Source organism: Rhizobium sp. CNPSo 3670, from assembly GCF_057784555.1.
Genome location: NZ_JBXSOL010000006.1, coordinates 135,770 through 156,435, shown reverse-complemented (window position 1 = coordinate 156,435; position 20,666 = coordinate 135,770). Strand labels below are relative to the sequence as shown.

The following is a 20,666-nucleotide window of genomic DNA, read 5'->3' as shown; positions in this document are numbered from 1 at the left end:
AATCATCCGGATCAGCTATCTTCGACGCAGCAACCGTGCTCCGCAAGGGCGGGTACTAATTGTTTTCAGCAGCCGGAAAAAGATCGAACAGCGATTCAAGGAAGGCAAGCACGTTTGTATTGCCGATACGGTAATAGACCAGCCTGCCCTGACGGCGCGTATTGACGAGACCTTCGAGCCTCAAACGCGCGAGCTGCTGCGAGACCATTGCCTGCTGAATGCCGAGGATGTTTTCGATTTCACTCACCGTCCGCTCCTCGGTCGCGAGTATGCAAAGAATCAGAAGTCGAGTCTGGTGCGCCAGCGCCTTCAGCAGATCGCTCGCCTCACGAGCGTTTCCAGCGAGTTTGTGCAGTTCCTGACCGGACATTCCCGGCTCGGGCTTGGGCAATGGCATTCGACATCTCGGAAGGGAAGCAAAAAGGCAGATCAGCACAATAGCATATTCGCACACACGAATTTGCCAAAAGTGATGAAATGTCAAAAAAGGTCTAACTAAATCAGCAGATAAGCTGGCCGCCATTGATCTCGAGGACCTGGCCGGTAATGTATCCGGAGAGCGAGGGCGCCGCCAGAAACAGATAGGCGGGAGCGCAATCCTCCGCTGTGCCCAGCCGCTGCAGGGGAATAGACTTTCTCGTCTGCTCCAGTTTTTCGCGGGAGGAATAGCGCTCGTGGAAATCCGTCTCGATCGTTCCGGGGGAGACACAATTGACGCGGATGCCATCCGGCGCGAGCTCGCGGGCAAGCGCCTTGGAATAGGTCGAAACGAAGGCTTTCGAGGCAGAATAAATCGAAGAACCGGGACTGCCGCCGGTCAGCGCGGAAATTGAAACGGTGTTGACGATGGCAGCGCCTTCCGCCGCCTTCAATGCCGGCAGCAACGCACGCGTCAGCGCCACCACCGACGTCTGGTTCAAACGCACGATCGCCTCATAATCTGCGTCAGTCAGTGTGGCAGCTGGAAAACGGCCGAGCATAGTGCCGGCGTTGTTGACGAGCACATGCACCTTGTCGAAAAAGGTAAGCGCATTTTCGGCAAATTGCGCAGCGCCGCCAGCGGCAGTGAAATCGGCGTGCAGCAACAGCGCCCGTCTTTCGGATTCAGCCGTCAGCAGAAAATCCGGCAGATCGCGCCCCGGTTTGCGTCCAGTATGGACGATCACCTTCGCGCCGCAGTCCAGGAACTGCCGGGCCACTTCGAGACCGATGCCCCGCCCGGCGCCGGTTACGATGACATTGCGATTTTCGAATAGTCTCGGGTGGAACACGAAGCTGTCCTCCTCGCGGACAATGCCGCCTGTTGCGCCATTCGCCCTTAACATATGAGCGCGCGGGCCGAAAGAAAGGCAGGCATCATCTTTCCGCCAGAGGCTGGCGCTCTTCCCTGAAAGTTCATAGTTCGATTTCGATCTCCAGCAGCCGTGCGCCTGGCCCTTCCTCGCCGAGCTGATCGAAGGGATTGCGCAACGGACAGCTTTCGATCGACAGGCAACCGCAGCCGATGCAGCCGGTCAGACGGTCTCGCAGCAGGCTCAGCCGTCTGATTCGCGTGTCGAGTTCATCCTTCCAGCGCGCCGACAGCGTCTGCCAGTCGGCAATCGTCGGCGTACGCCCCTGCGGCAGGGAGGCAAATGCCGTCTGGATTTCCGAAAGCGGAATGCCGGCACGTTGCGCCACCTTGATGATGCCGAGCCGGCGAAGGACATCGCGTCCGTAGCGCCGCTGGTTGCCGCGCGTGCGGATACTCGAGATCAGCCCCTTGGCCTCATAGAAATGTAGCGCCGAGACGGCAAGACCACTGCGTTGCGCCACTTCGCCGACCGTCAGAAGCCTGCCGAGCGGCGTTGCAGAAATCCTATTCATCGCCTATTGACCTCAATATTAGTTGAGGTTTTATAACCGCTGCTTCCCCGGCCGTAAAGCACGAGGCGCAGGAAGGAGCGTCAGTGAGATCATCCGGTCGATACAAGCTGAAATGATGGCGTCGGCGCTTGCCCGGCCCGCGCCGATCGCCCTGCCGATATTGCCGCCTGAAAGACAAGCGCTCGGGGTCCGTTCCCGGCAGGTACGGAACCTCGGAAAACACCCGGACAGGACCTCCGTCCGGGTGTTTTTTATCTGCGCCCCATCCGACCGGGCGGACGGGTTTGCAATTTTGCGGTTGCGGCAAGAAAACCCCGATGATAGTTTTCGCCGAAATAACAGGGGAGCTCCGTGTCGCCGGGGCTGAGATGTGAGGCGCAAGCCTCCGGACCCTTCTAAGCTGATCTGGGTAATGCCAGCGGAGCGAGGTCCAAATGTATTCCGGCGCGCAAGTGTCACTCTACCGGACGTCCGGCAATTCCGTCGGCATCCCTATCGATGCCCTCAAGGCAACCGCCCCAAATCGCGGCAGGCTGCGCATCGACACCGATGCCCTCGACAGGTTTGCGCGAACAGCCCGGCGAAAGCCTGAAACCGAACGCCGATGACATCGCCACGACCATCGGATTCGCGCCTTGCGACGCTCTATCTCGCCGTGTACCGGGCAATGCCCGCCTTGCTCGCAGGCTTTGCTTTTCTGGTGGCATGGGAACTCTATGTCGATCTTTCCGGTATCAAACCGTCCATTCTGCCGGCGCCTTCGCGTATCCTTGTCCAGGGCTGGCTGAACCGAGAGGCGCTGATAGCAAACACCTGGCCGACGCTCGGAGCGACACTCGGTGGTTTCGCCCTGTCGCTCGCCTTCGCCTTCGTCTCCTCGATCCTGATGGATTTCATGCCCTTCATGCGCCGGGCAATGCTGCCGATCTTCATCGCCAGCCAGACTTTGCCGCTGGTGGCGATCGCGCCTCTCGTCGTCCTCTGGTTCGGTTTCGGCCTTTTGCCGAAGATATTGCTGGTGGCGCTCGTCACCTTCTTTCCGCTGCTTGTTGCCCTGCTTCAGGGCTATGAGGCGACCGATCGCGACATTGCCGAGCTCTTGAATTCGATGAAAGCGAGCCGCTGGCGCATTTTTCGCCTGGCGCGGTTTCCCTCGTCCCTGCCCTATTTCTTCGCCGGCCTCCGAATCTCGATCACCTATGCCGTCGTCGGCGCGATCTTTGCCGAATATGCCGGCGCTGCAAGCGGCCTCGGCATCTATATCCTCAACGCCAAGAACAATTTCCGTCCCGATCTCGTGCTCGCCGCCGTGATCGTCAGCGCTCTGTTGACGCTCTGCCTCTTCGCGCTGACGCTGGTTATCCAGCGTTTCGTCATGCCCTGGCAGCCATCCCAGGAGCGGCGCCGATGACCGGTCAGATGCTTGAGCTGCGCAACATCTCGAAGTCCTTCGACGGCATGAAGGTTCTAGACGACATTTCGCTCGCCGTCGCAGACGGCGAGTTCGTCTCGATCGTCGGCCCATCCGGCTCCGGAAAATCGACCGTGCTGAGACTGCTGACACAGGCGCTGCGACCCGATTCCGGCGCCATGCTTTTCAACGGTGCAGCGCTGGAACAGACGCCGCATTCCTTTGCCTTCATGCCGCAACGCGATGCGCTGATGCCCTGGCGCCGGATCATCGATAATGCCGCGCTCGGCCTGGAAGTGAAGGGCATGGCTCGCCGGGCTGCCCGCGCCGCTGTCGCGCCCCTCTTCGAGCGGTTCGGCCTTGCCGGCTTCGAACATCACTACCCCGCCGCTCTTTCCGGCGGCATGCGCCAACGTGCTGCGCTGCTGCGCACCGTCATCCAGGAGCAGGACATGCTGCTGCTCGACGAGCCCTTCGGCGCGCTCGATGCGCTAACCCGCACGCAGATCCAGGAGTGGCTGCAAGGCATGTGGACCGAACATCGCTGGACGGCGCTGCTGATCACCCACGATGTTCGCGAGGCCGTTTTCCTCTCCGACCGGATCTACGTGCTGTCTGCCCGTCCGGCGCGTGTCATCCGCGAATTCCGCGTTCCCCTGCCCCGCCCGAGAAGCATTGCCGATCTCGGTTCGCCGGCGGCCCAGGCGATCGAGACCGAAATCCTGCAAACCCTGCTTCATCCGCTAGAACAGGATGGTTTTAGGCCGGTCGGCCCAAAATCTGAATCCTGTTCCAATTTAAAGAGTTAGAGTCTGATGTCGTTCGAAAACCGGACTTTTCGGCGTCATGCTCTAAAGACCTGAGGAGGTCACCATGCCGCTTCTCACCCGCCGCCAGACGATGCTCGCCGCCATCGCGACAAGCCTCGCCGGCCGCGTCGCCTTCGCTCAATCGGCGCCCGCAAAGGTTCGTATCGCGCTCGACTGGACGCCCAACACCAACCACATCGGCATCTACGTCGCCAAGGCGAAGGGCTTCTACACGGCCGCCGGCCTCGATGTCGAAATTCTACCCTTTACCGACACGAGTGCCGGCACGCTGGTATCAAACGGGGTCGCCGATTTCGGCATCAGTAGCGAGATCGAGGCCCTGACGCAGCGTGCTGGCGGCGGTGACGTGAAGATGGTCTACGGCGTCGTCCAGACGGAAACCGCACGCCTGATCTTCAAGGGCGGGCGGGACGACATCAAGAGCCCTAGAGATCTCGATGGAAAGACCTATGGAGGCTTCGGCGGCACTTGGGAAAGCGCGCTGGTCTCGGCGATGATCCGCAATGACGGCGGCAAGGGCGACGTCAAGACCGTCACCCTCGGCACCTCCGCCTATGAGGCGCTGGACAATGGCTCGATTGACTTCACGCTGGAGATCTACACCTGGGAGGGCATCGCCGCTGAGTTGGAGAATCGGAAGATCAGCCGCTTCCACTATTCCGATTACGGCATTCCCGACGAGCAGACGACAGTCATCGTTTCCAGTGACGCCTATCTCTCTGCCAGCCGAGAACACGCGCGCGCCTTCATCCAGGCCACACGTCAAGGCTATGTCCACTCCATCGATCATCCCGACGAAGCCTGCGACCTGCTGATATCAGGAAGTAACGGTGCGCTGATGAACACGGAACTGGTAAGAGCATCTCAGAAGGCGTTGATCGAAGGTCATTTCCTGAGATCCGAAGCCGGCGTGATCGGCACGCTTGATCCGGCAAAGGCCGATGCCATCGGCGCTTTCCTGGTCGAGAACGGCATTCTCGTCGATGCGAATGGCGTCGTGCTCAAGGAGAAGCCGGACTTTTCCACCTATTACACCAACGAACTCCTCGGCTGAGCCCGCCCGGGGCCTTGCCGAGGCGGTCTTCCCAGGCAATGCTTTGCGCCCGGGCGGTTTGAGCCGAATCGGGCAGGGCGGGGAACGACATGCGAGCACAGGACAGACTGGCCGGAGCCGACTTTCTGCGCGCAATGGCCTGCTTGTTGGTGCTCGCGCACCATCTCGCGCTCCGGCTGGATATGCGCAGAATTCCGGAAGAATTTGCGGCAACGGCAAACGTCCTCCGCTTCGGCAATTTCGGCGTCGCCATCTTCTTTGTGCTCAGCGGCTTTCTGCTTGCCCGCCCCTTCTGGCACGCTCTCGACGCCGGCGGCGCCATGCCCACCCTTGGGCACTACGCCATCCGCAGGTTGGCGCGCATCGCTCCGGGCTTCTGGGTCGCCACCAGCGTCAGCTTCGTCCTTAGCCTGACGCTGCTTGCCCTGCCGCTGACGCCGGAACTCGTCGTCCGCTATATTTCGGGACTGTTGTTCATGAGCCAGTGGCATTGGCGCACGTTTTTTCCCGTCGAAGCCGATGGGCCGCTCTGGTCCATTCCCTTCGAGGTCACCAGCTATGTGCTCCTCCCGGTCGGCTTTTTCGTGCTGTTTCGCTTGCCGCTGCTGCGGCAACGTCCGTTCTTCGCCCGCGCCGCCTGGCTCTGCGTCATTGCCGTGGTCCTTCTTGCCCATCTGATGATCCTGAGGCTCTTTGCGCTCGATGATATCGGGCGCGGCTGGGCATATGGCCTTCAGGGTGGAGCGAAGGAATGGATGCCCAACTATAATCCGATCGGCTTCTTTGCTGTCTTCGCACTCGGCGCGCTTGCCGCCGGCATCGAAGTGATGTTGCCCGCAAGACGATCTCCCTGGTTCGACGCCGCGGCACTCCTCGCCGTCGCGGTTGCCGCTTACCGCCTCCTCATATCCCCAGGCGGCTCGGCCGAAGGTTACGGTTGGCTTCACATCCCCTATGGATTTCCGGTCTTCCCACTGGCCGTTGCAACAGCGCTCGTTTCACTCAGCCATTCGCAGCGTCTGGGCAGACTGCTTGATAACGCTCCCGTCCGCTACATCGCCAAGATCTCCTTCGGCATTTACATCTGGCAGGAGATCATCCTGACATTGATCCAGAGACTGGACCCCGGCTCGTTCGGCGCCTCCTCCGAGAATGTGGTCACCGGTTGGATGCAATCCTGCACACTGACAGCGGCGCTCGTTTTTCTGGTGGCAAGCCTCAGTTATTATCTGTTGGAACGACCGGTAATCGATTTTGGCAATCGTCTGACATCGCGCCGCCTCATCGGGCTACTCCTTTAGAAGTATAATTTCGAACGCCGCTCAACTAGAGGCATTAAGGTTAACGCGAAATACTCCCATTTTTGGCGTCTTTATGCTTACCGATTTCTTATTTATAACGATGACAAACCATACGTAAGCATGTATCTGTCTCCCCGCTGTTCAGTATCGCATCTAAACTTCTGGGCATTGAGTAATGTATGCTTTTACTTCGAAGATAAGTTCACGCTTCGATTCGTCTCAGCGTCAGAACAAAATCCGGACCCTGGTTGTAGCGAACTCCAACATTCGCCAGCCGGACAGCTTTTCCGGTGTCGAAGGGAGGGCGGCTCTGCGATTGGCCGTAAAGCGGCTGATTGATATCGTCATCTCGGCCAGCGCTCTGCTCGTACTGGCGCCGCTTTTCCTGGCAATCGCTCTTTTCATCAAACTCGACGATGGAGGCCCCGTATTCTTCCGCCAGATCCGTTGGGGCCTGAACGGGCGGAAGATCACCGTCTTCAAGTTCCGCTCGATGCACATCGAAGCTTGCGATCCCAGCGGCATTCAGCAGACCGTCAAGGGCGACAGCCGGGTGACAGGCTTCGGCGCTATGCTCCGCAGGACCAACATTGACGAGCTGCCGCAGCTTCTGAACGTCCTCAGGGGCGACATGTCCCTGGTCGGTCCGCGCTGCCATGCCATCAACATGCGCGCAGCCGGCCGGCTCTACGAAGAATTGGTCCCGAACTACCACCACCGCCACGTCATGCGCCCCGGCATCACCGGCCTCGCGCAGACACGCGGTTGGCGCGGGCCGACCGCACGGCCGCTGCAAGCCCGGGCCCGGATCGCCTGCGATATCTATTATGTCAGGCATTTCAGTCTGCTGCTCGACCTGAAAATCTTGTTCAAGACGCTGGTCATCGAGCTGCGCGGCGGCACCGGCTTCTAGAGCAATTCCAGGAAAAGTATGGGACGTTTTTCCGTTCGGAATTGCGTAAAATAAAATCTTAGGGCGATTCTGCGCTTCGGTGAAAACCTGAACCGCTCTCGAACCCTCCTGGTTGGTCCATAGCGTCGCACGCGCAAAAGTGCGACACTGCAAAAACGACATCAGCCAAACGAAGCGCTAAAGCGTGAGAAGCAAGTCAGCAACGCGAGTATCAAGGGCCGTAGCGCCTTTGCGCGCCCTGAAGACGCGCGGCGCTGCAAATGTGGCCTCTCGGTCATGAGCCCGACAAAAGCGGTTTTGAACGCCCGCTCTTTTTCAAATCTTTGATGAGGCGCTTCGAACTCGCTCGCAGAAATAAAAAAGCGGCCTCGCGGGCCGCCTTTCATCGAAGCTGTCGATTGGTCAATCCTGCTGGACGATGCCGCTAAGATGCGTCAGTTCCATGATGAAATGCTCGAGCTTCGACTTGTGCTCGTGCAACTCGGCATGTTCGAGTTCCTTGCGGGCTGCCTCGATGCGACGGGTCAGTTCGTCCTTATGGAGTTCCTCGACTGGAACGGCGGACTCTGCCAGCAACGTGCAGCCGGTCGGCAGAATGTCGGCAAAGCCGCCGAACACGACATAGTCCTGCTTCTTCCCAGAAGCTGAACGCACGCTCACGACACCCGGCTTGACCGTCGTCATCGTCGGCGCATGGTGCGCCATCACGGTCATCTCGCCCTCAGTCGCGGGAATGACGACCTCGGTCACCATCTCCGACAGCAGCAGACGCTCCGGCGAAACGAGCTCAAAGTTGAAATTGTCAGCCATCAGTGACTTACCTTCTCGGCTATGGCTTTTGCATCTTGCAATTTGGTCCCGCAGAACGGGCAGTGCAGTATCGCCTGGTCGAGATATCCGAGACCTTCTTCGGTCTGGACCAGTCCCACGACCATCATGATCACGCCGTTATCGGCACGGTAGATGGTCGGCGCGGCTGGCTCTGGGAGTTCCGCTACGACCCCTTTTAGCGAGTCGCAGCAGAATATCTCGTCCTTAGCGTCGCTCATCAAGCAGCAGCGAGCTTCTTGGCCTTTTCGATGGCTTCGTCGATTGAACCGACCATGTAGAAGGCAGCTTCCGGCAGATTGTCGTATTCGCCGTTGACGAGGCCCTTGAAGCCCTTGATCGTGTCTTCCAGAGCAACCAGCTTGCCCGGCGAACCGGTGAAGACTTCTGCGACGAAGAACGGCTGCGACAGGAAGCGTTCGATCTTGCGGGCGCGGGCGACGGCAAGCTTGTCTTCTTCCGACAGCTCGTCCATGCCGAGGATGGCGATGATGTCCTGCAGGGCCTTGTAGCGCTGCAGCGTCGACTGAACCTTACGAGCGACCTCGTAGTGCTCTTCGCCGACGACCATCGGGTCGAGCATGCGCGAGGTGGAGTCGAGCGGGTCGACGGCCGGGTAGATACCCTTTTCAGCGATCGAGCGCGACAGAACGGTCGTTGCGTCCAAGTGGGCGAACGAGGTTGCCGGTGCCGGGTCGGTCAAGTCGTCGGCCGGAACATAAATGGCCTGAACCGAGGTGATCGAGCCGGTCGTCGTCGTGGTGATGCGTTCCTGCATCGAGCCCATGTCGGTCGCGAGCGTCGGCTGATAACCCACGGCCGAAGGAATACGGCCGAGCAGAGCCGACACTTCCGAGCCTGCCTGCGTGAAGCGGAAGATGTTGTCGACGAAGAACAGAACGTCCTGGCCCTGGTCGCGGAAGTGTTCTGCAACCGTCAGACCCGTCAGAGCGACGCGAGCGCGGGCGCCCGGCGGTTCGTTCATCTGACCGTAAACGAGCGCAGCCTTGGAGCCTTCGCCACCACCATGCTTGTTGACGCCCGATTCGATCATTTCATGGTAGAGGTCGTTGCCTTCGCGGGTACGCTCACCCACGCCTGCGAAGACCGAGTAACCACCGTGCGCCTTGGCGACGTTGTTGATCAGCTCCATGATGAGAACGGTCTTGCCGACGCCGGCGCCGCCGAACAGGCCGATCTTGCCGCCCTTTGCGTAAGGAGCGAGAAGGTCGACGACCTTGATGCCGGTGACGAGGATCTGCGCTTCCGTGGACTGCTCGACGTAAGCCGGAGCGTCCTGGTGGATGGCGCGCCTGTGAGCGGTGGTCAGCGGGCCTGCTTCATCGACCGGCTCGCCGATGACGTTCATGATACGGCCGAGCGTTTCGTCGCCGACGGGAACCGAGATCGGAGCGCCGGTATCGACGACCTGCTGGCCGCGAACGAGACCTTCGCTCGAGTCCATGGCGATGGTGCGGACTTCGTTTTCGCCCAGATGCTGAGCGACTTCGAGAACCAGGCGGACGCCGTTGTTGTCGGTTTCAAGCGCGTTCAAAATCGCCGGCAGTTCGCCTTCGAAAGCAACGTCGACGACGGCGCCGATAACCTGGGTGACTTTGCCGACAGAGCGGGTAGCTGCCTCAGCCATATTCTTACCCTCTTTCCCTAACTCAGAGCGCTTCCGCGCCCGAAATGATTTCAATCAATTCCTTGGTGATCTGAGCCTGACGCTGACGGTTGTAGCTCAGCGTCAGCTTGTTGATCATCTCACCGGCATTGCGCGTCGCATTGTCCATCGCGCTCATCTTGGCGCCCATCTCGCCCGCGACGTTCTCAAGGAGAGCACGGAAGATCTGGACGGAGATATTGCGCGGGATCAGGTCGTCGAGGATCGACGCCGGATCCGGCTCGTATTCATAGACGGCGCTTGCATGTTCTGCATCCTGGGCGACGGCTTCGGGAGCCTTGGCCGGGATGAGCTGCTGGGCGGTCGGAACCTGTGAGATGACCGACTTGAACTCGGAGTAGAACAGCGTGCAGATGTCGAACTCGCCGGCCTCGTACATCTCGATGACGCGCTTTCCGATCTGGTCGGCATTCTCGAAACCGATCTTCTTGACTTCGCGCAGTTCCTTGCGCTCGATGATCAGCGATGCATATTCACGCCGCAGGATATCGTAGCCCTTCTTGCCGACGGTGAAGATCTTCACCGTCTTGCCCTCGGCAAGCAGCCTGCGGACATGGTCGCGCGCAAAGCGGGCAATCTGCGAGTTGAAACCGCCGCAAAGACCGCGTTCGGCCGTGCAGACCACCAGCAGATGGACCTGGTCCTTGCCGGTGCCGGTCATCAGCGCCGGCGCGCCATCCGCCTCGGTGACGGCCTTGGCAATGTTCGCCAGAACCGCACCCATGCGCTGCGAATAGGGCCGGGCGGCCTCGGCCGCCTCCTGCGCACGCCGAAGCTTCGCCGCGGCGACCATTTTCATCGCCTTGGTGATCTTCTGCGTCGCCTTGACGGAGGCGATCCGGTTTTTCAGATCCTTAAGTGAAGGCATCCGTTATCCGTCCTAACTGGGCCCGATTACTGGAAAGACTTGGCGAAGCTATCGAGAGCAGCGGTGAGCTTGCCCCGAGTATCGTCGCTGATAGCCTTTTCCGTGCGGATCGCGTCGAGGATGGCAGAGCCTTCCGAGCGCAGATAGGACAACAGGCCCTGTTCGAACTTGCCGACCTGAGCGACCGGCAGCTTGTCGAGATAGCCATTGACGCCAGCGAAGATCACGGCGACCTGCTCTTCCGTCTTCAGCGGCGAGAACTGCGGCTGCTTCAGGAGTTCGGTCAGGCGTGCGCCGCGGTTCAAGAGGCGCTGCGTCGCAGCGTCGAGGTCCGAACCGAACTGGGCGAAGGCGGCCATTTCACGATACTGGGCGAGTTCACCCTTGATCGAACCGGCAACCTGCTTCATCGCCTTGATCTGGGCCGAGGAACCGACGCGCGAAACCGACAGGCCGACGTTAACGGCCGGGCGGATACCCTGATAGAATAGGTCGGTTTCAAGGAAGATCTGGCCGTCGGTGATCGAGATCACGTTGGTCGGAATGAAGGCCGAAACGTCGTTGCCCTGCGTTTCGATGACAGGCAGAGCGGTCAGCGAACCGGCGCCCTTGTCGTCGTTCATCTTTGCGGCGCGTTCGAGCAGGCGCGAGTGCAGGTAGAAAACGTCGCCCGGATAAGCTTCGCGGCCCGGCGGGCGGCGCAGCAGCAGCGACATCTGACGGTAAGCGACAGCCTGCTTGGACAGGTCGTCATAGCCGATCAGGGCGTGCTGAGCGTTGTCGCGGAAGTATTCGCCCATTGCGCAACCTGCGAACGGAGCGAGGAACTGCATCGGAGCTGGATCGGAAGCAGTCGCAGCGACGATGATCGAGTACTTCAGGGCGCCGCGCTCTTCGAGAACCTTGACGAACTGGGCAACCGTGGAGCGCTTCTGGCCGACGGCGACGTAGACGCAGTAGAGCTTGTCGTTGTCGGGGCCGTTGTCGTGGATTGGCTTCTGGTTCAGGAAGGTGTCGAGCAGGATGGCAGTCTTGCCGGTCTGGCGGTCGCCGATGACGAGCTCGCGCTGGCCGCGGCCGACGGGGATCAGAGCGTCGATGGCCTTGAGGCCGGTCGACATTGGCTCGTGAACCGACTTGCGCGGAATGATGCCTGGAGCCTTGACGTCAACGCGCGCACGGCGGGTCGCGTTGATCGGGCCCTTGCCGTCGATCGGGTTGCCGAGAGCGTCGACGACGCGGCCGAGCAGCTCCGGACCGACCGGCACGTCGACGATGGCGCCGGTGCGCTTGACGGTGTCCCCTTCCTTGATGTCGCGGTCGGAGCCGAAAATAACGACACCAACGTTGTCGGATTCAAGGTTCAGGGCCATGCCGCGGATGCCGCCGGGAAACTCGACCATTTCACCAGCCTGAACATTGTCCAGACCGTAAACGCGAGCGATACCGTCACCGACGGAGAGAACCTGGCCGACTTCCGAGACTTCTGCCTCTTTGCCGAAATTTTTGATCTGGTCTTTGAGAATTGCGGAAATTTCCGCGGCGCGGATATCCATCAGCCGACCTCTTTCAATGCAAGCTTAAGGGTAGAGAGTTTGGTACGAAGAGACGTATCAATCTGACGGGACCCGACCTTGACGATCAGACCACCAAGAATTGACGGATCAACCGTGACAGCAATTGCCACGTCTTTGCCGGTGACGCCCTTCAGCGCCGCCTTCAATTCATTTTCCTGCTCTGCTGAGAGAGCATGGGCCGAGGTGACCTCGGCAGAAATTTCGCCGCGATGATTGGCGGCGATCAGCCGGAAGGCCTTGATCATGCCGGGCAGAGCGAAGAGGCGTCGGTTGCGCGCCACGACCTTCAGGAAGTTGGCAAAGAAGCCCGAGATGCCGGCCTTTTCACTGATGGCGACGATGGCCTTCAGCTGGTCCTCGGCAGAGAAAACCGGGCTCAGTATGAAGCGCTTCAAATCATCGCTCTCATCCAGCATCGCCTGGAAACGGTCAAGGTCTGCAGTTACGGTAGCGACGGCACCCTCTTCGAGCGCCAGCTCGAAAAGCGACGAGGCATAGCGCTCTGCAACACCAGAAGTAAGCTGGGACGTGTCTGCCACTGGCACAAATTTCCCTGATTTCAATCCAAAATCCGGCTCTCGGCGGGCGCCGAACCTATGATCTTGAATTCGTTTTGATTTCCCCCAGAAATCACAAGAGAAGCCTCTTGCTTCTTCCGAAATTCGGGGTCCGTCTAACATAGGATGTTCGGACTCGCAACACGCGTAACGTCCGAATACGCCTTTCGCATGAATTTCTGTTCGCAAAATTGAGCAAAGGCTTCCGGACAGGCCGCGAAGGCGGCCCGCCAGCGGTGAAATTCACGTTTGAATGAAGCCGAAAACATAAAGCAGCGGTAACGCAGCAAGCACGACTTGCACAACCAGAAGTAAATAGTTGACCAGATTGCTCCCCTTATCGGACAGGATCGATATGATCCGCGCAAAGGCAGCCATGCTGAAGGAGGCGCCGAGCGCCATGTAGATCCAGTCCTGCGCAAGCAGGATCGCCGAAAGCCCGAAGCCGAGATAGAAGCCGCCCATCGAGCGTCCCTCGCCATATCCTTCCGACCGCCCCTCCTGCACCTGCAAGCCGAGAAGACGGAAAGCATGGCCCGGCGCAAACATCATGATGAAGCCGGCCAGCGCCGTAAAAGCGGCGGCGCAGAACGCCAGCTGCTCGCCGAGCTCGGTCGGAAAATAGAATTCCATGCATCAGCCTCAAATCACCCGAAGAATCGGTGTTTTATGACATGAGCCGGAAAAGGAGGAAATGGCGCCATTAGAGAAAACTCTGCGGATCGACGTCGAGCTGCACCTGTACCGACCCGCGCTCCTTCGGAGATTGCGACAGCATCGCCCGCAGAAAACCCTGCATGTCGGAGTTGCGGCGTCCGTGGACCAAAAGGCGGAAGCGGTGGCGGCCGCGCACCAGGGCAAGCGGCGCTTCCGCCGGGCCGAGCACTGAGATGCCGGAGACCTGGGGTGCAGCGTTGCGCATGCCACGCGCATGGTTCTCCGCGTCATGGCGCGTTTCGGCCGAAACGATGATCGAGGCGAGCCGGCCGAAGGGTGGCAATGCCGCGCGTTCGCGCTCGGTGATTTCGCGCTCGTAAAAGGCATCGGAATCGCCGGAAACAATGGCCTGCATGACCGGATGCTGCGGCTGGTAGGTCTGCAGCAGCCCGTGGCTTTTGAGACCGGTGCGGCCGGCGCGGCCCGTCACCTGCGACAGAAGCTGAAAAGTGCGCTCGGCCGCGCGCGGATCGCCATTGGCAAGGCCGAGATCGGCATCGACGATGCCGACCAGCGTCATCAGCGGAAAATTATGCCCCTTGGCAACGAGCTGGGTGCCGATGACGATATCGGCCTCACCCTTCGCGATCGCATCAAGCTCCAGCCGCAGCCGCTTCACGCCGCCCATCATGTCCGAGGAGAGGACGATCGTCCGCGCTTCGGGGAAATGTCGTTCCACCTCTTCGGCGATGCGCTCGACGCCTGGCCCGCAGGCGACCAGATGGTCGAGCGTCCCGCATTCCGGGCATGCCTCGGGCGTGCGCTCGGCATGACCACATTGATGGCACTGCAGCTGCTTGCGGAAGCGATGCTCGACTAGCCAGCTCGAACATTGCGGGCATTGGAAGCGGTGACCGCAGACCCGGCAGAGCGTCAGCGGCGCATAGCCGCGCCGATTGAGAAAAAGCAGCGCCTGCTCCCGCCTCTCCACCGTCTTGCCGATCGCCCGGATCAGCACCGGCGAGAGGAAGCCACCCCGCTCCGGCGCGTGTCTGCGCATATCGATGAGATGCAGGTCCGGCAGCGCCGCGTCGCCGAATCGGGTGGGCAGGTGGACAGTGCTGTAGCGGCCGTTCTGTCCGTTGACCTGGCTTTCGACGGATGGTGTCGCAGAGACCAGGATGACGGGAAAATCGCCGATGCGGCCGCGCACGACGGCCATGTCACGGGCATTGTAGAAAACCCTATCTTCCTGCTTGTAAGCGGGATCATGCTCCTCGTCGACGATGATGAGGCCGAGATTCTCGAAAGGCAGGAAGAGCGCCGAGCGGGCGCCGGCCACGACGCGCACTTCGCCGGTCACCGCCTGGCGCCAGACTTTTTCGCGCATGCGCGGGGCGAGATCGGAATGCCATTCGGCCGGCTTTGCTCCGAAGCGTCCCTGAAAACGCTCGAGGAAACTGGCCGTCAGCGCGATCTCCGGCAGCAGGATCAGCACCTGCTTGCCACGTTTCAGGGTCTCGGCGATCGCCTCGAAATAGACTTCCGTCTTGCCGGAACCCGTGATGCCATCGATCAGCGACACCGAAAATTCGCCCCTGCGGACGTCGGAGACGATTTCCGCCGCCGCCTCTTTCTGCGGCCCTTCGAGGCGCGCGGCGGCAAAGTCGGGATCCGGCATCGCCACGACTGGCGGCGGCGGCAGGAACACCGTTTCGAAAATGCCGAGCGTGACCAGTCCATCGACCACGCTCGTCGAAACACCGGCCGCATGCGCCAGACCGCTGCGCGTCCAGGACAGACCGTCGGAGGCGGCCGCGAGCACGCGCGCACGCGCCGGTGTCATCCGCTCAGGTTCGCCGCCGACGAATTTCAGCCCCTCCACCATGGGCTCCGGCTCGAAGGCGTTCGGCGCCCTGAGCGCCATGCGCGCGACGAGACCGGGCGGGGAGAGCGTATAGCTCGCCACCCAATCGATGAAATCCCGCATTTCCTTGGAAAGCGGCGGGCAATCGAAGACATGGCTGATCGGCCGAAGCTTCTTCGGATCGACGCCATCTTCGCCGCCGTCCCAGACGACACCGATCACCTGCCGCGGCCCGAGCGGCACCTGCACGACCGAGCCGGGCTCGACCGTCATGCCCTCAGGCACCGAGTAGGAATAGGGTTTCGGCGCCGGCATCGGCACCAGCACCGGAACCGTTCGGTTCACGGGCGGTGCTTCGAAAAGCGCGCCAAAGAGATCGGACGAATCTATGCTCATCGCGCGAGACCATGCCCGCAAATCGCTGGAATTGGAACCGCAAAGACGCGATGCCTCGTCGGGGGAGAATGTGGATAACGAAGACGCGCCAAGACGGACCGCGTCTTGACGAAAAGGTTGCGGGGCAAGCAATCGGCCGCCTAGATTTCCGGTAGATTTGTTCGACAGCTGAATCGGAGAGCATGAATGGCCAGACTGACCGAGAATGCCAAAGGCGTCTACGTTATCGCCGTAACTCCCTTTGCCGACGACGGCGCGCTCGATCTCGAAAGCGTCGACTGCATGGTCGATTTCTACGAAGGCGCCGGCGTCACCGGCCTGACAGTGCTCGGCCAGCTCGGCGAGGCCCCGAAGCTGACTGCGGACGAATCGCGGATCGTGGTCGAGCGTGTACTGAAGCGCCTCGACGGGCGCCTGCCGGTGGTCGTCGGCGTGTCGGCGCCCGGACTTGCCCCGATGAGGGAACTCGCCAAGGCCGTCATGGGCGAAGGTGCCGCCGGCGTCATGGTTGCGCCGCCGTGGACCATCAGGACCGACGATCAGGCCTTCGCCTTCTACCAGTCGGTTGGTGAAACCCTGGGTGATACGCCTTTCGTACTGCAGGACTATCCGCTCACGACCAATGTGACGATCGCATCCGCGGTCATCGAGCGCATCGTCAGGGAGGTGCCGAATTGCGTCATGCTCAAACACGAGGATTGGCCTGGCCTGTCGAAAATCACCGCACTCCGCGCAGCCAGCGACACGCGCGGCATGCGGCGCATCTCCATTCTCTGCGGCAATGGAGGGCTTTTCCTGCCCGAAGAAATGGGCCGGGGCGCCGACGGCGCCATGACCGGCTTCTGCTATCCCGAAATGATGGTCGGTGTCGTCGATGCCTATAGCGCCGGCAATGCTGATCGCGCCTACGAAATCTTCGATGCCTACCTGCCGCTCGCCCGCTATGAACAGCAGCAGGGCATCGGTCTTGCCTGCCGCAAATACGTGCTTGCCAAGCGCGGCGTCATCAAGTCCCCCGCCTTGCGCAAGCCGGGGCTTAGACTTTCAGCGCTCGACATTGCCGATGTCGAGCGGCTTTTGGCCCGCCAGGGCGTCCGCCTCAAGGAGATCGGCGCATGATGGTGTGCGGTCTCGCCTCAACCGCGCAGGTCGAGAACATGGGTGTAGCCATCCTGCTCACTGGGACGAAACTCAAGCGACTCCCAAAATTTCGCCGCACCGTCGTTTCCCGCATGCACGGTGACACAACGGCAGAAGCGCCGCGCGTGATCCAGAAGGGCGAGCGCAAGCATCCGCCCGACGCCGCGACTGCGCATCCCAGGGCGGACGTAGAAGCGCCGCATCCGCAGCGCTTCCGGCAGGGTGGGTTCGATGACACCAACACCAACGAGTGTTTCGCCGGCAAAGGCGCCGAGCAGCCTTTCGCCGTCACGCGCGAAGCGGATGTCGCCAGCTGCCCACTCATCGATAAGCCGGCCGATATGGAGATGGCCTTCCTGCCGGGCGTCGTGCGCAAGCCCCGCCATCGCCTCCGGCAAACGATCACGGAAGATGCGAATATCGATCGTCACGGTTCTAGACGGCCAGAACCGACATCTCGCGCGGCATCGCCGCAGCCGGCCCGGCGACCGGCACGAAGGTCGCGTCCCCATCGCGGGCCATGTCGTGGACCGTATGTTTCTCCAGCGCCTTCGTCACCTCGTTGACATCGCCATCGAGATGTTCGGCGGGAATGAGATTGCCGATGACGAAATCGAAACGGTCGCCGCGCTTGTTCAAGAGTTCGTGGAAAACCGTCATGTCGCGAAGCTCCGTCGACCACTTCGCCAGCCAGTAGAACAGGCCGGAATTGCGCGCCGTCATGTGGACGGGGAGGATCGGCAGATTGTATTTGCGCGCCAGCCCGACGGCCGACGTTTTCCATGGGCGTTCGTTGAGCCGGCCGTTCGCCCAATAGGCGATGCGGCCCGATGGAAAGAGCACGGTGGCCTTGCCTTCCCGCACAGCGTGGTTCGTCAATTGTAGCGTCTCGCGCGCCTTAAGCTTGCTCTTGTGCTCCTCCCGCCATTCGACGGGGATGACCATCTCGGCAAAACGCGGGTTGACGCGGATCGCGTCGCGATTGGCAAAGAACATCATATCAGGCCGGCGCGTTTTCAGCAGATCGAATACGGCGACCCCGTCGGCAATGCCAGTGGGGTGATTGCTGACGAGGATGAAGCCGCCGCTGTCGGGAATGCGTTCGCCGTTGGCGACGCCGATGTCGAGCTTCAGCACGTCGCTCAAATACTCGAACGACTGGAACCCCGGCATCTTGGCAACCGCATTGGCGAATTCGATCGCCTTGTTATAGCGCAGAAGCGTGTAGAGGAATGGTCGCATGACCGGCCAGAGCGGATGTTTCACGATCCTCTGGCCGCGTTCGGCAATCAGCGTATCGACGATGTGACCGGGCTTTCCCTGTGAAACGAGAGCGATCGCTTCCGCGAGTTGTCCGAAAGCCGTCATGGAGTCGCGCCGTGCCATGAAAGATCCTGTCTATGGGCTGTAAGCTATCGCAGTACAATATGATCGAAGGATGACAATGGCTTGGCCGGCATTAGCAATTCGATAACCGTTCCTGCTTCAAATTGGCGGACTTGAAGGCAAATTCAAGGCCAGCAACGTGAATGAACTGCTTGTAATCGCCGACCCGCGCCTGATGGCGGAACGCGCTGCGTGGCTCGAAAACCTCGCTCGTGAACGCCGTCTTTCCGAGCATACGCTCGATGCCTATGAGCGCGACACCCGCCAGTTTCTGACCTTCCTGACCGGCCATCTCGCCGGCCCGGCGACCCTCGCGGATATCAGGGAATTGCGCCCCGCCGATTTCCGCGCCTTCCTTGCCGCTCGGCGCAGACAAGGCTCCGGCGCCCGTTCGCTCGGCCGCAATCTTGCCGGCCTTCGCTCGCTGTTGCGTCACCTGGAAAAGAAAGGCCTGGTCAATGCCGCCGGCGCCGGCGCGATCCGTTCGCCGAAGCAGCCGAAGTCGCTGCCCAAACCGCTGTCGGACACGCAGGCGATCACCATCGTCAGCGATGAAGCCCAATTGCATGACGAACCCTGGGTTGCCGCGCGCGATGCGGCTGTCATGACGCTGCTCTACGGCTGCGGCCTACGCATCTCCGAGGCACTGAATCTCGTTCCCGCCGACCTGCAAAAGGGCGCGACGACGCTGCGCATCACCGGCAAAGGCAACAAGACACGGCTGGTGCCGCTTCTGGCCGTGGTTTTTGACGCGGTCGAAAAATATCGCGCACTCTGCCCGTATGATCTCGACAGCGGTGGGCCGCTGTTTCGCGGCGCCCGCGGCGGCAAGCTGCAGGCGGCGATCATCCAGCGGACCATGCAGAAGCTGCGGGGCGCCTTCGGCCTGCCGGAGACGGCGACGCCGCATGCGCTCCGCCACTCCTTCGCCACCCATCTGCTTGCCGGCGGCGGCGATCTGCGCACCATCCAGGAACTGCTCGGCCACGCCAGCCTTTCGACAACACAGGTCTATACCGGCGTCGATGCGTCGCGGCTGCTTGAGGTGTATGATCGAGCGCATCCGCGCGCTTGATGCATTTCTGCAGCGCTTGTGACGACGGCACCCCACATTCGACACGCTCAGCGCCCATGAATTCGGCTGGATGCGATGCGCTAAGTTTTCGTTAACGCATTCTCTTAAAGGATTATGCGTAAGCCGAGCGTAGAGCAGAAGCGATTGGGCATGTGGGGAATACCATGATGACGACTTCGATCAGCCGCCGGGCTTTTTTCCTCGCAGCACCCGGCAATCTGCTGCTCTGGCTGATTGCGGCCTTCCACATGCTGCTTGTAGCAGCCCTGTTTGTCGCCCTCCTGGCCGCAAGGCCGGCGGCGGCCGAAGACGCTGCGTGCACCGGCCGCAATCTGATGGTCGACTTGCAGCAGAGCGACCCCGCCCGATATGCCGAGGCGGTCAAGGAAGCCGAGGCAACGCCGAACGGCAAGGGCATCTTCTGGAAGATCGAAAAGCCTGGACTTGCCCCCTCATGGCTGCTCGGCAGCATGCATGTGACCGATCCCCGTGTGCTTGCCCTGCCACCGCGCGCCCAGGCCGCCCACGACGCAGCCAATACGATCATCATCGAATCCGACGAGATCCTCGATGAACGCAAGGCAACCGCCGCCCTGCTCGCGCGGCCGGAACTGACGATGTTCACCGACGGCACGACGATCGACAAGCTGCTCTCTGCCGAGGATTACAAGCGCCTGGAAGCCGGCCTCAAGCAGCGCGGCATCCCCCTCACCGCCGTCTCCCGCATGCGGCCATGGATGATCGCCAGCGCCGTCGCCCTTCCGGCCTGCGAACTCGCACGCAAGGCCAGAGGCGTGCAGTTTCTCGACCAGAAAATTGCCAGCGACGCCGTTGCTGAAGGCAAGCAGGTCAAGGGGCTGGAAACCCTTGCCGAGCAGATCCAGGCCATGGCCGATCTGCCGGTCGAATTCCATATGAAGTCGCTGATCGAGACGCTGGAACTCGGAGCCAAAATGAATGATATCGTCGAAACGATGACCGATCTCTACCTCTCCGGCGATATCGGCATGACCATGCCGATCCTGAAGACAGTGACGCCGGAGAACGAAGGAGAAAGCAGCGACTATGCTGCCTTCGAACAGCGAGTCATCCTCGATCGAAACAAGGTCATGGCAGAGCGCGCCGCACCCATTCTCGACGGTGGCAACGTCTTCATGGCCGTCGGCGCCCTGCATCTGCCCGGCGAGGGCGGCGTCATCGAGTTGCTGCGCAAGCAGGGCTTCACCGTTACCGCCGTGAACTGAACTCGTTTT

20 protein-coding genes, 1 pseudogene and 1 riboswitch are annotated in these 20,666 nt (G+C 60.8%); of the genes and pseudogenes, 8 read left to right on the top strand and 13 right to left on the bottom strand.

Features of this window, described 5'->3' with window-relative positions; genetic code table 11:
* Positions 1–55 precede the first annotated feature (55 nt).
* The 3 genes from AC13QO_RS08290 to soxR all read right to left on the bottom strand — a co-directional run bounded on the left by AC13QO_RS08290 (position 56) and on the right by soxR (position 1,866).
* On the bottom strand, positions 56–397 hold the full coding sequence (locus AC13QO_RS08290) for an ArsR/SmtB family transcription factor (RefSeq protein ID WP_085779680.1): 342 nt from the start codon (positions 395–397) through the stop codon (positions 56–58).
* Between the two features lie 103 nt (positions 398–500).
* Positions 501–1,271: an SDR family NAD(P)-dependent oxidoreductase gene (locus AC13QO_RS08285; protein ID WP_097598320.1), complete on the bottom strand. Its 771-nt coding sequence runs from the start codon at positions 1,269–1,271 to the stop codon at positions 501–503.
* A 124-nt stretch (positions 1,272–1,395) separates the two neighbouring features.
* Positions 1,396–1,866, bottom strand: a complete 471-nt coding sequence (gene soxR / locus AC13QO_RS08280) for a redox-sensitive transcriptional activator SoxR (protein ID WP_488540410.1) — start codon at positions 1,864–1,866, stop codon at positions 1,396–1,398.
* Positions 1,867–2,196: 330 nt separating this feature from the next.
* Positions 2,197–2,310, top strand: a riboswitch (TPP riboswitch).
* A gap of 160 nt (positions 2,311–2,470) precedes the next feature.
* On the opposite strand from soxR, the gene AC13QO_RS08275 reads away from it, so the two are divergent.
* The 5 genes and pseudogenes from AC13QO_RS08275 to AC13QO_RS08255 all read left to right on the top strand — a co-directional run bounded on the left by AC13QO_RS08275 (position 2,471) and on the right by AC13QO_RS08255 (position 7,375).
* Positions 2,471–3,277 carry an ABC transporter permease gene (locus AC13QO_RS08275; RefSeq protein WP_285195335.1) on the top strand — a complete coding sequence of 269 codons (807 nt, stop codon included), beginning with the start codon at positions 2,471–2,473 and terminating at the stop codon, positions 3,275–3,277.
* The gene (locus AC13QO_RS08270; protein ID WP_285195336.1) at positions 3,274–4,086 is read left to right on the top strand and encodes an ABC transporter ATP-binding protein; all 813 of its coding nucleotides are present in this window, start codon (positions 3,274–3,276) and stop codon (positions 4,084–4,086) included. Before AC13QO_RS08275 ends, AC13QO_RS08270 begins: the two co-directional genes overlap by 4 nt.
* Positions 4,087–4,150: 64 nt before the next feature.
* Positions 4,151–5,161 carry an ABC transporter substrate-binding protein gene (locus AC13QO_RS08265; protein ID WP_488540409.1) on the top strand — a complete coding sequence of 337 codons (1,011 nt, stop codon included), beginning with the start codon at positions 4,151–4,153 and terminating at the stop codon, positions 5,159–5,161.
* Between the two features lie 89 nt (positions 5,162–5,250).
* A pseudogene (locus AC13QO_RS08260) lies at positions 5,251–6,470 on the top strand (acyltransferase family protein).
* 167 nt (positions 6,471–6,637) lie between these two features.
* On the top strand, positions 6,638–7,375 hold the full coding sequence (locus AC13QO_RS08255) for a sugar transferase (RefSeq protein WP_085779685.1): 738 nt from the start codon (positions 6,638–6,640) through the stop codon (positions 7,373–7,375).
* Between the two features lie 402 nt (positions 7,376–7,777).
* Here the strand turns inward: AC13QO_RS08255 and AC13QO_RS08250 are convergent, their stop codons facing one another.
* The 8 genes from AC13QO_RS08250 to AC13QO_RS08215 form a co-directional block, all read right to left on the bottom strand.
* A complete protein-coding gene (locus AC13QO_RS08250) occupies positions 7,778–8,185 on the bottom strand; it encodes a F0F1 ATP synthase subunit epsilon (protein WP_085779686.1) in 408 nt (135 codons plus the stop codon).
* The gene (locus AC13QO_RS08245; RefSeq protein WP_097598149.1) at positions 8,185–8,424 is read right to left on the bottom strand and encodes a hypothetical protein; all 240 of its coding nucleotides are present in this window, start codon (positions 8,422–8,424) and stop codon (positions 8,185–8,187) included. The genes AC13QO_RS08250 and AC13QO_RS08245 overlap by 1 nt, the downstream gene beginning before the upstream one ends.
* Positions 8,424–9,851 (bottom strand): F0F1 ATP synthase subunit beta, encoded by a 1,428-nt coding sequence (gene atpD, locus AC13QO_RS08240; RefSeq protein ID WP_097598150.1) that lies wholly within the window; start codon positions 9,849–9,851, stop codon positions 8,424–8,426. The genes AC13QO_RS08245 and atpD overlap by 1 nt, the downstream gene beginning before the upstream one ends.
* Before the next feature lie 22 nt (positions 9,852–9,873).
* The gene (locus tag AC13QO_RS08235) at positions 9,874–10,758 is read right to left on the bottom strand and encodes a F0F1 ATP synthase subunit gamma (protein ID WP_085779689.1); all 885 of its coding nucleotides are present in this window, start codon (positions 10,756–10,758) and stop codon (positions 9,874–9,876) included.
* Between the two features lie 26 nt (positions 10,759–10,784).
* The gene (gene atpA, locus AC13QO_RS08230) at positions 10,785–12,314 is read right to left on the bottom strand and encodes a F0F1 ATP synthase subunit alpha (RefSeq protein WP_008527976.1); all 1,530 of its coding nucleotides are present in this window, start codon (positions 12,312–12,314) and stop codon (positions 10,785–10,787) included.
* Positions 12,314–12,880 carry a F0F1 ATP synthase subunit delta gene (locus AC13QO_RS08225; protein WP_085779690.1) on the bottom strand — a complete coding sequence of 189 codons (567 nt, stop codon included), beginning with the start codon at positions 12,878–12,880 and terminating at the stop codon, positions 12,314–12,316. Before AC13QO_RS08225 ends, atpA begins: the two co-directional genes overlap by 1 nt.
* 255 nt (positions 12,881–13,135) lie before the next feature.
* Complete coding sequence (locus AC13QO_RS08220) at positions 13,136–13,525, bottom strand: AGROH133_08824 family phage infection protein (RefSeq protein WP_085779691.1); 390 nt, start codon at positions 13,523–13,525, stop codon at positions 13,136–13,138.
* Between the two features lie 70 nt (positions 13,526–13,595).
* Positions 13,596–15,812 carry a primosomal protein N' gene (locus AC13QO_RS08215; protein ID WP_488540408.1) on the bottom strand — a complete coding sequence of 739 codons (2,217 nt, stop codon included), beginning with the start codon at positions 15,810–15,812 and terminating at the stop codon, positions 13,596–13,598.
* 186 nt (positions 15,813–15,998) lie between these two features.
* On the opposite strand from AC13QO_RS08215, the gene AC13QO_RS08210 reads away from it, so the two are divergent.
* Positions 15,999–16,931, top strand: coding sequence for a dihydrodipicolinate synthase family protein (locus tag AC13QO_RS08210; RefSeq protein WP_285195339.1), 933 nt, complete (start codon positions 15,999–16,001; stop codon positions 16,929–16,931).
* A 17-nt stretch (positions 16,932–16,948) separates the two neighbouring features.
* Here the strand turns inward: AC13QO_RS08210 and AC13QO_RS08205 are convergent, their stop codons facing one another.
* Positions 16,949–17,383, bottom strand: a complete 435-nt coding sequence (locus AC13QO_RS08205; RefSeq protein WP_285195340.1) for a GNAT family N-acetyltransferase — start codon at positions 17,381–17,383, stop codon at positions 16,949–16,951.
* 4 nt (positions 17,384–17,387) lie between these two features.
* Positions 17,388–18,338, bottom strand: coding sequence for a GNAT family N-acetyltransferase (locus AC13QO_RS08200; protein ID WP_285195341.1), 951 nt, complete (start codon positions 18,336–18,338; stop codon positions 17,388–17,390).
* Positions 18,339–18,477: 139 nt separating this feature from the next.
* On the opposite strand from AC13QO_RS08200, the gene AC13QO_RS08195 reads away from it, so the two are divergent.
* Together AC13QO_RS08195 and AC13QO_RS08190 are read left to right on the top strand one after the other, a co-directional pair.
* The gene (locus AC13QO_RS08195; RefSeq protein ID WP_488540407.1) at positions 18,478–19,413 is read left to right on the top strand and encodes a tyrosine recombinase XerC; all 936 of its coding nucleotides are present in this window, start codon (positions 18,478–18,480) and stop codon (positions 19,411–19,413) included.
* Between the two features lie 167 nt (positions 19,414–19,580).
* Positions 19,581–20,657 carry a TraB/GumN family protein gene (locus AC13QO_RS08190; RefSeq protein ID WP_488540469.1) on the top strand — a complete coding sequence of 359 codons (1,077 nt, stop codon included), beginning with the start codon at positions 19,581–19,583 and terminating at the stop codon, positions 20,655–20,657.
* The last annotated feature ends 9 nt before the right edge of the window (positions 20,658–20,666 follow it).